Origin of the sequence: Streptomyces sp. NPDC051940 (assembly GCF_040680895.1) — a bacterium.
GTDB lineage: Bacteria > Actinomycetota > Actinomycetes > Streptomycetales > Streptomycetaceae > Streptomyces.
This window is the reverse complement of sequence record NZ_JBFAXR010000009.1, coordinates 1-14,358: the sequence shown is the minus strand read 5'-3', so window position 1 is coordinate 14,358 and position 14,358 is coordinate 1. Positions and strand designations below refer to the sequence as shown.

Annotated in this window: 9 protein-coding genes; 5 read left to right on the top strand and 4 right to left on the bottom strand. The window is 72.5% G+C overall.

Features of this window, described 5'->3' with window-relative positions:
* Window positions 1-40: 40 nt before the first annotated feature.
* From AB0M28_RS06205 to AB0M28_RS06195, 3 genes are read right to left on the bottom strand one after another with little or no spacing between them, the layout of a single operon-like run.
* The gene (locus AB0M28_RS06205; protein ID WP_365398549.1) at window positions 41-2,692 is read right to left on the bottom strand and encodes a DUF6493 family protein; all 2,652 of its coding nucleotides are present in this window, start codon (window positions 2,690-2,692) and stop codon (window positions 41-43) included.
* On the bottom strand, window positions 2,689-4,074 hold the full coding sequence (locus tag AB0M28_RS06200; protein WP_365398547.1) for an SWIM zinc finger family protein: 1,386 nt from the start codon (window positions 4,072-4,074) through the stop codon (window positions 2,689-2,691). Before AB0M28_RS06200 ends, AB0M28_RS06205 begins: the two co-directional genes overlap by 4 nt.
* Window positions 4,075-4,122: 48 nt before the next feature.
* Window positions 4,123-6,348, bottom strand: a complete 2,226-nt coding sequence (locus AB0M28_RS06195) for a glycosyl hydrolase family 28-related protein (RefSeq protein ID WP_365398544.1) — start codon at window positions 6,346-6,348, stop codon at window positions 4,123-4,125.
* A 217-nt stretch (window positions 6,349-6,565) separates the two neighbouring features.
* On the opposite strand from AB0M28_RS06195, the gene AB0M28_RS06190 reads away from it, so the two are divergent.
* From AB0M28_RS06190 to AB0M28_RS06170, 5 genes are all read left to right on the top strand, one after another.
* The gene (locus AB0M28_RS06190) at window positions 6,566-7,588 is read left to right on the top strand and encodes a LacI family DNA-binding transcriptional regulator (protein WP_365398541.1); all 1,023 of its coding nucleotides are present in this window, start codon (window positions 6,566-6,568) and stop codon (window positions 7,586-7,588) included.
* A gap of 106 nt (window positions 7,589-7,694) precedes the next feature.
* Window positions 7,695-9,290: an FAD-dependent oxidoreductase gene (locus AB0M28_RS06185; RefSeq protein WP_365398538.1), complete on the top strand. Its 1,596-nt coding sequence runs from the start codon at window positions 7,695-7,697 to the stop codon at window positions 9,288-9,290.
* 17 nt (window positions 9,291-9,307) lie between these two features.
* Window positions 9,308-10,576: a sugar ABC transporter substrate-binding protein gene (locus AB0M28_RS06180; protein ID WP_365398535.1), complete on the top strand. Its 1,269-nt coding sequence runs from the start codon at window positions 9,308-9,310 to the stop codon at window positions 10,574-10,576.
* A 7-nt stretch (window positions 10,577-10,583) separates the two neighbouring features.
* The gene (locus tag AB0M28_RS06175) at window positions 10,584-11,537 is read left to right on the top strand and encodes a sugar ABC transporter permease (protein WP_365398532.1); all 954 of its coding nucleotides are present in this window, start codon (window positions 10,584-10,586) and stop codon (window positions 11,535-11,537) included.
* Window positions 11,527-12,366, top strand: coding sequence for a carbohydrate ABC transporter permease (locus tag AB0M28_RS06170; RefSeq protein WP_365398529.1), 840 nt, complete (start codon window positions 11,527-11,529; stop codon window positions 12,364-12,366). Before AB0M28_RS06175 ends, AB0M28_RS06170 begins: the two co-directional genes overlap by 11 nt.
* A 46-nt stretch (window positions 12,367-12,412) precedes the next feature.
* Here AB0M28_RS06170 and metG read toward each other — a convergent pair whose 3' ends face one another.
* The gene (metG, locus tag AB0M28_RS06165; RefSeq protein ID WP_365398526.1) at window positions 12,413-14,113 is read right to left on the bottom strand and encodes a methionine--tRNA ligase; all 1,701 of its coding nucleotides are present in this window, start codon (window positions 14,111-14,113) and stop codon (window positions 12,413-12,415) included.
* Window positions 14,114-14,358 lie beyond the last annotated feature (245 nt).

Below are 14,358 nucleotides of genomic sequence, written 5' to 3'. Positions count from 1 at the left end.
CGGGTGGCGTTCAACGCCCGGCCGCGGGTGCCGGTGGCGCTCAACCCCCGAGTGCCGCCCGCAACCGCCGCGCCTGGCGTACGGCCTGGCTGCCGCCGGAGCGGTCGGCGTACGCGTCGAGCCCCCGCGGGCCCGCGGCGGGCCGGCAGCGCTCCGCGCAGTCCGCGGCCACGGTCAGCAGTCCGCCGAGACCCGTCCACTGCTGCTCGGACGCCAGCAACTGCGGCAGCACCACCGCGAGGACCGACCAGACCGTGCCCCAGGCGCCCGTGCGCGCCGCGTTCCCGAGGGTGTCCGTCAGGCGGGTGATCTTGACGGTGCCGCGGGCTATGAGGTCCGCCAGGTCCGCGCCGAGCGTCTCGGGATCCAGCACGCCCCGGGCGGCCAGTACGAGCAGTGCGTCCGCCGCGCCCAGCCGGTCCTCGGCGTGCCGCGCGCCCAGCGCGTGGGCGAGCATGAGATGGACGACCGGCCCGACAGACCCGGGCGCCTCGGCGAGCGCCCGCAGCTCCCCGAGGCTCAGCCGGCCGTCGGTCTCGACGTCCCGGGCCAGGCCCGCCAGCCGCCACACCGCCACCGTCTCCGGCGTGTACGGCAGGACGGCGCAGGCGTACTCGATCCGCCCGGTGTGCCAGAAGATCCCGCTGGTGAACGGATCGTACGAGTGGCCGAGTACGGCGAGGGCGGGTGGGAAGTGACGCCGCAGCTCCGTGGACGCGCCCAGGGTGAAGCGGGTGACGGGGGCCTCGTCCCGGCGGGCGGCCCAGTAGTGGCCGCGCGACGCGATCCGGCCCGTGCGCCGCTCCGCCGACCGGCCGGGCAGCCCGCCGCGCGCCAGCCACTCCGCCAGCCGCACGCCCTCCGCGGTGCGCAGCGCCAGAGCAGCGGTGAGGTCCTGCTGGGTGATGGTGTCCGTGCGGACCCGCAGCAGCGCCTGACCGAAGTCGACCGGGGCGGGGGTGCGTCCCGCCGTCGCGTAGGCGGCGAGCCGGTCGATGAGCGTCGCGGGCTCCAGGGTGCCGTCCGACCAGTCGGGGGTCGCCAGCAGGAAGGGCAGCGGCAGCCCATCGATGACCGCCCACGCGATCTCGCACATCCGCGCCGTGTAGACCTTGTCGACCGAGGCGTACAGGCTGGCGTTGTGCCGCTCGTTCTGCTCGGCGAGGCGCATCTCCGCCGCCCCGACGTGACCGGTCACCGCGGCCACGGCGATGCCGATGCGCGTGTGGCGCAGCACGTACTCGGGGTGCTCCGCCCACCACTGCCGCCGCAGCACCGGGGTGAGGGCGGCGGCCAGCGCCTCCCGGTCCTGGTGCGCGGCGCGTACGAGGGCGTCCACGGCACGCTCGAAGTCGGCGACGCTCCGGCCGCCGGCCATGAGGGCGGCGACCTCGGCCGCGATACCGGCCGGATCGGTCGCGGGTGCCCCGAGAGGCTCCGGCGCCGGAGGCGGCGGCAGCAGATCGGCCTCCGCCCCCTCCCCGTCGACCGCGTCGGGCAGCTCGAGCACCTCCGCCAACCGGGCGCGCAGGGCGGGAGCCAGCACGACCGCGGCCGCGGCGAGTTCCTCCCGGCACGCCGGGTCCGCGTGCTTGAGCTGCTTCACCACGAGCTTCACGGCCCGCTCCGCCAGCGCCTCGTCCTCGTGGCCGAAGACGGTGCCCATGACCGGCAGGAGCAACGGCACGTCGGCGCGGTTGCGCCGCATCGCCCGGTCCAGCAGGCCCAGCTGGGTCCGCACCAGTTTCTTCTCGTTCCGGCACAGCACGGCCGCCGAGACATCCGCGAGCCGGGCCGCGTCCAGATCGCCGGTCGCGGCGAGTTCGCCGGCCTTCTCCTGGGCGTAGGCGGCGACGGTCGACGGGCCGTCGGCCGCGAGGGCCGCCCAGGCGGCCAGGTGCTCCTTGCTCTCCCGGTCACTCGGGGCGAGCCGCCGGAGCATCTCCAGGAACGGCCGCAACGCCGCCGGCCTGCCGCCGCGCACCAGCGCGCCGATCAGGGCGCCCAGCAACTCCGCACGGTCCAGCACCCCTTCCCCGGCCAGCGCGGGCAGCGCGAGGGTCCACGAGTCGCTGCCGGTCCACGCCAGCTCACGGCTCACCCCGGACACCGCTACCAGGCGCGGCACCAGCGCCCGGGTGAGGGGATCGGCGCGCAGCCGGTCCACGAGCGAGTCGTCTGGCCTCATCCGCAGCCCTACCGCCTGGGACACGACCCAGCCCCGCACGAACTCGTCGCCGTCCGGCAGCGGACCGCCCGAGCGGTCCAGCAGCGCCCGGATCAGGTCGTGGTTCTCGACAGCCGTGGCGGAGTGCCCGGCCAGCCGGTGGGCCACATCGGTCAGCCACTGCGGGTCGCGATGCCCCATCGCCCCGAGGATCCAGTCCACCGGCAGCGGTCCGAACCCCCGCAGATCGCGCGCCAGCAGCCACGAGACCAGGGCCGCCGCTCCGGTCTGGCACCCGGCGCCCGCCACCACCAGCGCGAGGCGCGGCTGCCCCCGGAACTCGCCCGGTCGGCCCTGCCGCAGATTCTCGCGCAGCTGCTTCAGCACCGGCAGGCAGGCCCGCCGGTCCGCGTCGTCGAGCATCCGCAGCCGCACCACCACCTCGTGCGGCTTGCCCTCGCGCACGGCCGCCAGCAGCCGCTCCCGGGCGAACTCCCGTCCCCCCGGCGTCGTCGCCGTCTTCATCGCGTTCCTCCCGCGACCGCCGCGAACTCCCCGCGCCGCACCAGCCGCACCGCCAGCGCGTGCTTGCACGGCCCGCGCCCGCCCCGGTACTTTCCCCACCAGGGGCACGTGCAGCTGAGCGCCCCGTCCCGCTCGTGCACCTGGTACACCGTCCCGCCCGAGTCCACCCGCCCGGTGGCGCCCTGGAGCGTCACCGAGCCGGCGGCCGCCAGCTCCCGCGCGTCGCGCAGCCGCGGGTTCGACCGCTCCGCGCGGCCCGTGTCGTACGGCAGCTCCCGGTGGTAGTACGCCGCCTCCGCCACGTCGTACCCGATCCGCCCCGAGGTGCCCAGCATCGTCAGGCCCGCGCGCACCCGGGCCGCGTCCAGTCCGGACCGCTCCGCGAGCTCGGCGACCTCCACCCGCGGCTCCCACGCCAGCAGGACGCCCAGCAGCTCCGCGTCCTCCGCGGCCGTCTCCACGGCCAGGGACTCCAGCACCGCGCCCTCGCCCGAGAAGCCGCGCGCCACGGCGGGGGAGAGGGTCAGCGTCAGCCGCATGCCCGGCAGCGTGAGCTCCCAGGCCGACGCGACCGGATCGCTCCCGGCCCGCACCGCCGGCCCGTACACCCGCAGCCCCGTCGCGTGCCGCAGTGCCCGGCGCAGCGCCCCGAGCCGCTCCGGCCCGGCGAGGCACACGGCGCCCGGCACCGCGCGGGCCGTGGCCCGCAGCACCCCGCCCGGCGCCGGGAGCAGCCACCGGGCCGTCCCGCCGCGCGAGGACCCGGTGGGCAGCGAGCGCAGGAAGCGGGCGGCCTGGGCGGCGTTCAGCTCCGCCCGCAGATCGAAGGCGGCGGCCAGCACCTGCGTCTCGCCGAAGCCGCGCACCCAGCGGTCGGGCAGCGGTACCTTCTTCTCCACCACCGGCCCGGCCGCGGTCGTCACCGCCATCTCGTCCGGCCCCACCCGCAGATGCAGCGGATCGTCCGGCCCGAGCAGGGACAGCGCCTCCCGCAGCGGGTTGTTGATGTCGACGTTCGTCGTGCCGTGCTCGGTCTCCCGCCCCTCGAGGCCCTCAGTCAGCACGTCCAGCCGCGCATGCACCCCGCAGCATCCGGAGAACGACTCGAACCGGAGCCGGTCGCCGTTGCCCGTGACGACCGGGTCCAGCAGCCCGCGCCGCTCCGGCTGGTAGTAGCGCGCGGCGGCCACGTCGGCGACCGCCAGCAGGCCGGCCGCGGCCGGCCGCGGCTGCGCGAGGAAGCCGGAGAAGAACTGCGGATTGCCGAGCGCGCCGCGCGGACCCGCGCCGCCCGCGGTCTGCAGCCCCAACAGGCCGCCGCGGGGTCCGGGTTCGAGCGCGGAGGCCCGCTGGTACGCCAGGGTCATGGCCGAAGTCGTCATGGTCAGGAAGGTAGAGCAGCCCACTGACAACCGGCCTGACCTGCACACTCAGTCGATCTCGAGCAGCGTGAACTCCACCTCCGGCACGGTCCGCCCGCTGCGGAGGTCGACGACCGCCGCACCCCACTGCGTGTACTCCGGCGTCTTGTCCCGGTACCCGCGGTTCCCGCGCAGCTCGACGCCCCGCGCCCCGCGCACGCTGACCCCGTACGGAGAGGGCCCGAGCACGGTCGCGACCCGGAAGAACACCGAGTTCGCGAAGAGCAGCCCGCCCCCGCCCTCGACCTCCACGGCCTGGGAACGCCACCCGTAGATGTGGTCCTCGGTCTGCAGCCCCAGGAACCGCCAGCCCCACACCCGCCGCAGCACGACCTCCCGCGACTCGTGGTGCTCGACGGACACCTCGTACACCTGGGCCGGCACGTCGGTCGCCTCCACGAGCAGGCCGTTCTCCGCCCAGCCGTTGCAGCTCCAGACGTTGGCGACCGCCCCGCCGCCGCCCCGCACCCAGATGCCGTATTTGTGCTCCCCGCGATACGTGTAGCCGGGATCGCCCGTCGGCGCGTCCTCGGGGTGCCACTTCACGAACTGGGTCATGACGTCGGCCAGATACGAGTCCGCGCCGGACCGCCACAGCAGGTTCACCGAGCCGGGCGTGTGCCGGGCGGTGTCCAGGCCCAGACCGGTGACGAGGTTGCGGCCGCCGTGCGGCGTCGACACCAGGGCGCACGGCTCGTCCGGGTCGCTGAACGCGGGATGGCCGTCGGCGGCCAGCAGCCATGTCTGGCGCGGGTGCAGGCCCACGAGGTTCGAGCCGGCGCGCAGCCGCAGGGTGCCGCCCAGTACGTACTGGCCGATCGGCACGTACACCGTCTCGTGCCGGTCCACCGCCGCCTGGAACACCTCCAGGTCGTCCTCGCCCCGGCCGACGGTGCGGCCCATCGCCGCCGCCACGTCCGCCACGCTCACCCACGCGCGCACGGGCGGCGGCGGGGGAGTGTCGGACCGCAGACCGGCCCGGATCCGGGTCGCCGCGGCGTCCGGTGACACGGCGGCGTACACGCCCTCGCGCCGCCGCTCGCCGTCACCGAGCGCGCCCTCGACGCGCAGCCCGTACGTGACCTCGCGGACCACCGCCGACGGCACGGGTCCGGGCGTGCGCGTCCCGCTCTGGGCGCGCAGGAGGAGCGTGGGGGTGTCGGTGGTCGTGCAGTCGAGCAGGGTGAGCTGGTTGCTGAGGCGGATGAGGTCGTTCTCCGCGCCCGGGACGGACGTGCTGTCGTTGAGGACGACCGCGGCGTCGCCGACCGCGTGGAAGTGGGACTTCTCGACGTACAGATGCTGCCACTGATCGGCCGCCGACTCGAAGCCGCGCGGGGTGTTCGCGATCGCCGTCCGTACGACGACGAGCTTGGCGTCGTTCGCCATCGCGACGGCCGCCCGGCGCTGGCCCTCGAACCGGCAGTCCAGCACCGTCGTCTGCCAGCCGGCGGAGGCGGCGTACGCCTGGAGTCCGACCTCGCCGCCCGTCACCCGCACCCGGTGGATCAGGTTGGCGTTGTGGTCGATGCCCGCGCGGCCGTCGCCGACGCTGATGTCCAGGTCCTGCAGCAGGCACAGCTGCGCGCCGCCGAAGCGCACCGCGAGGGCGTCCGGGTTGCCCGCGGCGATCTCGATGTCGACGTTGACCAGGGCCGAGCCGAAGGTGTCGTTGTTCGCGTACGCGACGGGTCCGCCCACCGGCCGGCGGCGGAAGGAGAACACGTCGCGCGGCGCCCCCGCGGCGTATCCGGGAGTGCTCTCGCCCAGCACGAACACCGGCCGGCTGGCACCGCAACCGATCACCCGCACCGAGTCCCAGACGTCGACCGGACCGGACAGCAGGTAGCGGCCCTCCGGCACGAACACGATCCCGCCGCCGTCCCCGTGCGCGAAGTCGCGGGCGCCGCCCAGGATGTCGCCGAGCTTGTTCGCGATACCGCGGCGCGACGCCTCGTCGACCGCTGCCCGCAGCGCGGCCGTGTCGTCGCCGACACCGTCCGCGTGCGTCTCGAAACCGGGCGAGCCGAGCACCACGGCGGCCGGGTCCGGGGGGACGGCCGTGACCGTGGAGCGGAAGTCGGCCGGATCCCAGTCGGGCGCACCGTCGGCGGCCGCGGTGCCGGGGAGCAGGGGGACGGCCGCGAGCGCGGCGGTGAGCGCGACGAAGCCGCGGCGGGAGGTGGGGGGCAGATGGGGCGGGCGCAGCGAGTCAGGCGGCTGAGGTGGGCGCATCGAGGAGCTCCTTGGGAGCGGTCGCTCTGAGTGGCACTTCGGGCGGGTGGATGCTCATCCGCGCCCGCAGCTAATGTCAAGACCCCTGCTTTGATTAGCTAATCCGTATTGCTCCTGCTGCAACTCCCCTTGACGGGATGGCCCGTCCGGTCCTACGGTCCCACCGTCACCGATCGGCAATACGTATTAACCACTCGAACGTGAGGGCCACCCACTCATGCCGCCAACGCCTCCGCCTCCCGGCAGACTCACGCAGCGTGACATCGCGCGCCTCGCGGGCGTCAGCCAGACCACCGTCTCGCTGGTGCTGAACAACCGCCTCGACGCCGCCGCCCGGATCGCTCCCGAGACCCGCGACCGGGTGCTGCGCGTCATCCGCGAGACGGGCTACGCCGCCGATCCGCTGGCCCGCCGGATGCTCAAGCAGCTCAACCAGATCCTGGGCGTCTTCACCTACGAGCCGGTCTTCCCCAGCACCAGCGCCGACTTCTACTACCCGTTCCTGCGCGGGATCGAGGAGAGCGCCGAGCGCGGCGGCTGCGATCTGCTGCTCTTCACCAGCGCCCCGGTACGGGACGGCCGGCGCCGGATCTTCCACGAGAACAACCGGCTGCGGGTGGCGGACGGCTGCGTCCTGCTGGGCCGTGAGATCCCGTCCGCCGAGCTGAGCCGGCTGGTCGCGGAGGGCTACCCGTTCGTCTGCGTCGGCCGGCGCGACGACGCGGACGGTCAGCCGGTGCCCTATGTGGGCGCCGACTACGTCACCTCCACCGCGCACCTGGTCGAGCGGGCACGGGCGCTCGGTCACCGCAGGTTCGCGTTCGCCGGACCGGGCGCGGGCGCGGAGTCGTCCGCCGACCGGCTGGCGGGCTTCCGCTCGGCCGCGGGAGCGGACGCCCTCCATCTGCCGGAGGCGGCGGGGCAGCTGGACCGGCTGCTGGCGGAGGGTGTGACCGCGGTGTTCGTGGAGTTCCAGACGGACGCCGTCGCGCTGGTCGCCGAGGCCACGGACCGCGGTCTGGAGATCCCGCGCGACCTGTCGCTCCTCGCGCTGGGTGATCCGACCACCCCGGTCGACTCCCCGGTCGACTTCACCGGCTTCCGCATCCCCCGCCAGGAGATGGGCCGCCAGGCCGTCGACCTCCTCACCGGCATGCTGCACGGCCAGGGACCCGCGCCCCGGCTGCTGCTCGACTGCCTGTTCACCGAGGGCGCCACGCTCGGCCCGGCGCCCCGCTGAAGGGCGCGACAGCGCGCGACTCAAGGCACAGGGCCCAAGACACACGACCCGAGACACACGCCCCACCGCAAACACCCCCTCGAACGACCCCAGCAAAAGGAGCCCCATGCAAGCGGATGTCCTCGTCGTCGGCGGCGGAACCGGCGGTGTCGCGGCGGCACTCGCCGCCCTGCGCGCCGGCCGCACCGTCATCCTCACCGAGGAGTACGACTGGCTGGGCGGCCAGCTCACCAGCCAGGCCGTCCCACCCGACGAGCACACCTGGATCGAGCAGTTCGGCGCGACCGCCTCCTACCGCGCCCTGCGCGACGGCATCCGCGACCACTACCGTCGCCACTACCCCCTCACCGCCGCCGCCCGCGCCCGCCGCGACCTGAACCCGGGCGCCGGCTGGGTCAGCCGCCTGTGCCACGAACCGCGCGTCTCCCTCGCCGTGATCGACGCGATGCTCGCCCCGTACCGCGGCTCCGGCCGCCTCACCGTGCTGCAGCCCTACCGCCCGATGGCGGCGGACACCGACGGCGACCGCGTCAGCGCCGTCACCCTCGCCCACCGCGACACCGGCGAGCGGATCACCGCCACCGCCGCCTACGTCCTGGACGCCACCGAGACCGGCGAGCTGCTGCCCCTCACCGGCACCGAGTACGTCACCGGTTTCGAGGCCCAGAGCGACACCGGCGAGCCGTCCGCCCCGGACACCGCCCAGCCGCTCAACATGCAGGCCGTCTCCTACTGCTTCGCGGTCGACCACGTCGACGGCGACCACACCATCGACCGCCCCGCGAACTACGGCTTCTGGCGCGACTACCAGCCGCCCTTCTGGGGTGCCCCGCTGCTGAGCTGGTCCGCCCCCCACCCGCGCACCCTCCAGACCGTCGAGCGGGTCTTCACCCCCAACCCCGGGGACGACCCGGCGGCCGTCATCGCCGACCAGCGCGTCAGCGGCGGCGATCTGAACCTGTGGACGTTCCGCCGGATCGCCGCCCGCGACAACTTCACCCCGGGCGCGTACGCCAGCGACATCTGCCTGGTCAACTGGCCGATGATCGACTACCTGGAGGGCCCGGTCATCGACGTGCCCGACGCGGACCGGCACCTCGCCGCCGCGAAGGAGCTCTCCTTCTCCGTCCTGTACTGGATGCAGACCGAGGCCCCCCGGGCCGACGGCGGCACCGGCTTCCCCGGTCTGCGCCTGCGCGGCGACATCACCGGCGGTACGGACGGTCTCGCCCAGGCCCCGTACATCCGCGAGTCCCGGCGGATCCGGGCCGAGTACACCGTCGTCGAGCAGGACCTCTCCCTCGACGCGCGCGGCGGCAAGGGCGCCGTGAACTACCCCGACTCCGCCGGCGTCGGCATGTACCGCATCGACCTGCACCCCTCGACGGGCGGCGACAACTACATCGACGTCCCCTCCAGCCCGTTCGAGATCCCACTGGGCGCGCTGCTCCCCGTACGCATGGAGAACCTGCTGCCCGCCGGCAAGAACCTCGGCACCACGCACATCACCAACGGCTGCTACCGCCTGCACCCCGTCGAGTGGAACATCGGCGAGGCCGCCGGACTGCTGGCCGCCCACTGCGTCGAGCACGGCCTGACCCCGCGTGCGGTGCGCAACACCCCCGCCCTGCTCGAGACCTTCCAGCGCACGCTCACCGCGCACGGCGTCGAACTGCGCTGGCCCGACATCAGCGGCTACTGACCAGGAGAGACACCCGCATGAACTCCCACCGACAGCAGCGCACCACCAAGCTCGCCGCCCTGGCCGCCACCGGAGTCCTCGCCCTGTCCGCCTGCGGCGGCGACGGCGACTCGGGCGGCGCCGACGACGGCCCGGTCAGCCTCCGGATGACGATCTGGTCCGGGGCGCCGGAGCACCTCGCGCTCCTCAACGGCATCGCCGACGCGTACAAGAAGTCCCACCCCGAGGTGAAGTCGATCAAGTTCGACGTCCTCCCGGTCGAGAAGTACACCGAGACCCTCACCACGCAGATAGCCGGCGGCAAGTCCCCCGACCTCGCGTGGATCTTCGAGAACTCCGCTCCCGACTTCGTCTCCTCCGGCGCCCTGCGGGAGGTCAAGGACGACCCCGACGTGCTGGCCGCCGCCAAGAAGATCTGGCAGCAGGACGGCAAGCTCTACGCCTACCCCTTCTCCACCTCGCCGTTCGGCGTGTTCGTCAACACCGACATGCTGAAGCAGGCCGGGCAGCCGGCCCCCGCCGAGCTGATCAAGCAGGGCAAGTGGAACTGGGACGAGGTCACGAAGATGGGCGCGGCGGTGCACGCCGAGACCGGCAGGACCGGCATGGTCATCCGCGACTTCGACTACAAGGCGTGGGACAACCTCGCCACCTACTGGGACGGCTGGGGCGCCGAGGCGTGGTCCGCCGACGGCAGGACCTGCGGGTTCGACAAGCCGGAGATGGTCCAGGCGATGACCAGCCTGCACAAGGCGATCTTCGACGACGAGGCGATGCTCGCCCCCGGCACCACGGCCGACTTCTTCGCCGGCGAGGCCGCCATGACCGTCACCCAGATGAGCCGGGCCTCCCTGCTCACGGACAAGTTCACGTGGGACTTCGTCCCGCTGCCGCAGGGCCCCAAGGGCGACTACGACGTGATCGGCCAGGCCGGCATCGCGGTCCTCGCCAAGGGCGAACACCCCGACGTGGCCGCCGACTTCCAGGCGTTCATGACGAACGAGGCGAACGCCGCCAAGCTCGGTGCGTACTTCCCGCAGGCCCGCACGTCCCAGCTGAACGCCGCCACGCTCGCCAAGAGCAACGCGAAGCTCAGCGAGGCGCAGCTGTCCTCCGTCGTCGTCGACGGCATCCAGAACGGCAAGGTCAAGCCCGTCCACATCGGCCAGGCCGAGATCTCCGCGGCCGTACGCTCCGGACTGGACCCGCTGTGGAAGCCGGACGCCGACGTGGCCAAGGTCCTCGCGGGGGTCTGCGACGCCATCAAGCCGCAGCTGGAGCAGTGACGGCGTCATGAAGACCCTGGAACGACCCCGCACCACGGCCGGCGCCCCGCCCGGCGCCGGCACCCGGACCGGGAGGCCCTTCTGGACCTCCCGGCGCCGGGACCAGCTGGCCGGCTATCTGTTCATCACCCCGCAGCTCGTCGGCAGCGTCCTGTTCGTGCTGACCCCGCTGGTCCTGGTGGTCTGGTACAGCTTCCACGAGTGGAACGTCCTGGCCGGCAGCTTCCACGGGGTGGGCACGGACAACTACGACAAGCTCCTGGACGACCCGAAGCTGCCGGGGGTGCTGAAGGCCACCGCCTCCTTCTCCGCGGGCCTGGTGGTCCTCAACCTCAGCCTGGCGCTGGCGCTCGCCGTCCTGCTCAACCAGAAACTGCGGGGCAGCGTCGTCTTCCGCACCCTGTTCTTCTCCCCGGTCGTCGTCTCCCTCGTCGCCTGGACGATCGTGTGGGGCTTCCTGCTGCAGAAGAACGGCGGCATCAACGCCGGCCTGGACCTCATCGGCGTGCAGGGTCCGAACTGGCTGCGCGACGAGACGGCGTCGATGATCTCGGTGATCGTCGTCCAGGTCTTCAAGAACGTCGGCCTGAACATGGTGCTGTTCCTGGCCGCCCTGCAGGGCGTGCCGCACGAGCTGTACGAGGCGGCCACGGTGGACGGTGCCGGACGGTGGCGGCAGTTCCGGCGGATCACGGTGCCGCTGATCAGCCCGACCATCCTGCTCACGTCGATCATCACGGTCGTCGGCTCGCTGCAGGTCTTCGCCCAGATCGCCGTGCTCACCCAGGGCGGTCCGGCCGGCTCCACCACGGTCCTCGTCTACTACCTCTACCAGCAGGCGTTCCAGTTCCACCACTTCGGCTACGGCGCGACGCTCTCGGTGCTGCTCTTCCTCATCGTGCTCGTGCTGACCGTGATCCAGTGGCAGATGCGCAAGAAGTGGGTCTTCCATGAGTCATAAGCTCTCCACCCGCGCGAAGGTCGTCCTCTACGGCGTGCTGCTCGTCCTGTGCGTGCCGTTCGTCTTCCCGACCTGGTGGATGGCGACCTCCTCGCTGAAGCCGGCGGCCGACATCTTCGCGTTCCCGCCCTCGCTGTTCCCGGACAGCCCGGGCGTGGGCGCGTACGAGAAGGTCTTCGAGCTGCAGCCGTTCGGGCAGCAGTACTTCAACAGCATGTACATCGCCGCGATCGTGACGGTCGGTACGCTCGCGGTGTCGTCGCTGGCCGGCTACGCCTTCGCCCGGATCCGCTTCCGCGGCCAGAACGTGCTCTTCCTGGTGATCCTCACGGGTCTGCTGATCCCCAGCGAGGTCACGATCGTGCCGCTGTTCCAGATGTTCCACCAGTGGGGCATGGTCGACACCCACTGGCCGCTGATCCTGGTGCCGGTCCTGGGCGCGCCCAGTGTGCTGGCCACCTTCATCATGCGGCAGTTCTTCATCGCGCTGCCGCACGAGCTGGAGGAGGCCGCGCGGGTGGACGGCCTCGGCCGCTTCGCGATCTTCGTCCGGATCGCCCTGCCGCTGGCCCGGCCGGCGCTGGCGGCGGTCGCGATCTTCACGTTCCTGCACAGCTGGAACCTGTATCTGGAGCCGATCGTGTACCTCTCCACGCCGGAGATGTTCACGCTTCCGCAGGCGCTCACGCAGTACGTCGACGCCTACGGCGGCCCCATGTGGAACGTCCAGCTGGCGGCGGCGTCGCTGACCGCGCTGCCGGTGCTGGCGGTGTTCGTCTTCGCCCAGCGCCAGTTCGTGGAGGGGCTGGCGCACACGGGGCTGAAGTAGCGGCGCGGGCCGGCCGGTTCGGCGAGCCGGCCCACGCGCCGTCCCCTCAGCCGCCGAAGCGCTCCCGCAGCGTGTCCAGGTCCTCGTCCGTCAGCTTGGCGAACAGCACCGGCGGGACCGTGAACGCCGTACCCGCCGGCACGGCGTCCAGCGCCCGGGCCTCCTGCGGCGTCACCCAGGCCGCCGTGTCGTCGGGCAGGGCGAAGACCGTGCGCAGGGTGCGGGCCGTCGCCGGGATGAACGGCTCGGACACCACCGCGTACAGCCGGATCAGGTTCATCGCCGTCCGCAGGGTCAGCGCCGCACCTTCCGGGTCCGTCTTCACGGCGAGCCACGGCGCCTTGGTCTCCAGATAGGCGTTGCCCGCGCTCCACAGCGCACGCAGCGACGCCGCCGCCTTGCGGAAGTGCAGCCCCTCCAGGTGCGTCTCGTACTCCGCGAGCAGCGCCGCGACCTCCTCGCCGAGCGCCTCCTCCTGGGCACCGGCACCGCTGCCGCCGGGCACGGTGTCGCCGAAGCGCTTGCGGGAGAAGGACAGCACCCGGTTGACGAAGTTTCCCAGGGTGTCGGCGAGGTCCTTGTTGACCGTGGCCGCGAAGTGCTCCCAGGTGAAGGAGGTGTCGTCCGACTCGGGCGCGTTGGCGATCAGGAAGTAGCGCCAGTAGTCCGCCGGCAGCACCTCGAGCGCCGCGTCGGTGAACACGCCCCTGCGCTGCGAGGTGGAGAACTTTCCGCCGTAGTACGTCAGCCAGTTGAACGCCTTCAGCTGGTCGACCCGCTTCCACGGTTCGCGGGTGCCGAGCTCGGTCGCCGGGAACATCACGGAGTGGAAGGGGACGTTGTCCTTCGCCATGAACTGCGTGTAGCGCACGTCGAAGGCCTCGTACCACCAGGACCTCCAGTCCCGGCCGGGACCCGCGTCGGCCCACTCCTTCGTCGCGCCGACGTACTCGATCGGGGCGTCGAACCAGACGTAGAAGACCTTCCCCTCGGCGGCCAGCCCGGGCCAGGTGTCGGCGGGCACCGGCACGCCCCAGTCGAGGTCGCGGGTGATGGCGCGGTCCTGCAGTCCCTCGGTCAGCCATTTGCGGGCGATGGAGGTGGCCAGATGCGGCCACTCGTGCTCGCGGTCGTCGACGAACGCCCCGACCTCGCCCTGCAGCCGGGACTGCAGCAGGAACAGGTGCGCGGTCTCGCGCACTTCCAGCTCGCGGCTGCCGCTGATGGCCGAGCGGGCGTCGAGCAGATCGGTCGGATCGAGCACCCGGGTGCAGTTCTCGCACTGGTCGCCGCGCGCCCGCTCGTAGCCGCAGTACGGACAGGTGCCCTCGATGTAGCGGTCCGGCAGGAAGCGTCCGTCGGCGACCGAGTAGACCTGGCGTACCGGGCGTTCCTCGATGAAGCCGTTCTCCTGCAGCCGCCGCGCGAAGTGCTGGGTGATCTCGATGTTCTGCGGGGAGGAGCTGCGGCCGAAGTAGTCGAAGGCCAGGCCGAAGCCGTCGTACACGGCGCGCTGGGCGTTGTGCTGCTGCTCGCAGAACTCGTCGACGGGCAGGCCCGCCTCCTTGGCGGCCAGCTCCGCCGGGGTGCCGTGCTCGTCGGTGGCGCAGATGTACAGGACGTCGTGGCCGCGCTGGCGCAGATAGCGGGAGTAGACGTCGGCGGGGAGCATCGAGCCGACCATGTTGCCCAGGTGCTTGATCCCGTTGATGTAGGGCAGGGCGCTGGTGACCAGGTGTCGAGCCATCCGGGGATGCTCCCATTCGTGTCGTGCGGAGTCGGCGGGTACGTACTCTCCGTACGGGACGGCGTTCACGTACTCTCCGTACGGGACGGCGGGTACGTACCCTCCGTCCGGATCATCCCCGTCCCGGCTCGGGACTGTCCAATGGATACCGCACGAAGGAGACGACCTTGGTCTTCTCCGTGATGATCTCGTCGATGTTCGACAGGTCGAGCCGGCCGTCGTCGGTGAGGCCGAACCACTTCAGC

What these genes read in the sequence shown, in the direction of transcription:
- AB0M28_RS06205 (WP_365398549.1), bottom strand. Translation starts at nt 2,692, where the DNA reads ATGAAGACGGCGACGACGCCGGGGGGACGGGAGTTCGCCCGGGAGCGG.
- AB0M28_RS06200 (WP_365398547.1), bottom strand. Translation starts at nt 4,074, where the DNA reads ATGACGACTTCGGCCATGACCCTGGCGTACCAGCGGGCCTCCGCGCTC.
- AB0M28_RS06195 (WP_365398544.1), bottom strand. Translation starts at nt 6,348, where the DNA reads ATGCGCCCACCTCAGCCGCCTGACTCGCTGCGCCCGCCCCATCTGCCC.
- AB0M28_RS06190 (WP_365398541.1), top strand. Translation starts at nt 6,566, where the DNA reads ATGCCGCCAACGCCTCCGCCTCCCGGCAGACTCACGCAGCGTGACATC.
- AB0M28_RS06185 (WP_365398538.1), top strand. Translation starts at nt 7,695, where the DNA reads ATGCAAGCGGATGTCCTCGTCGTCGGCGGCGGAACCGGCGGTGTCGCG.
- AB0M28_RS06180 (WP_365398535.1), top strand. Translation starts at nt 9,308, where the DNA reads ATGAACTCCCACCGACAGCAGCGCACCACCAAGCTCGCCGCCCTGGCC.
- AB0M28_RS06175 (WP_365398532.1), top strand. Translation starts at nt 10,584, where the DNA reads ATGAAGACCCTGGAACGACCCCGCACCACGGCCGGCGCCCCGCCCGGC.
- AB0M28_RS06170 (WP_365398529.1), top strand. Translation starts at nt 11,527, where the DNA reads ATGAGTCATAAGCTCTCCACCCGCGCGAAGGTCGTCCTCTACGGCGTG.
- metG (WP_365398526.1), bottom strand. Translation starts at nt 14,113, where the DNA reads ATGGCTCGACACCTGGTCACCAGCGCCCTGCCCTACATCAACGGGATC.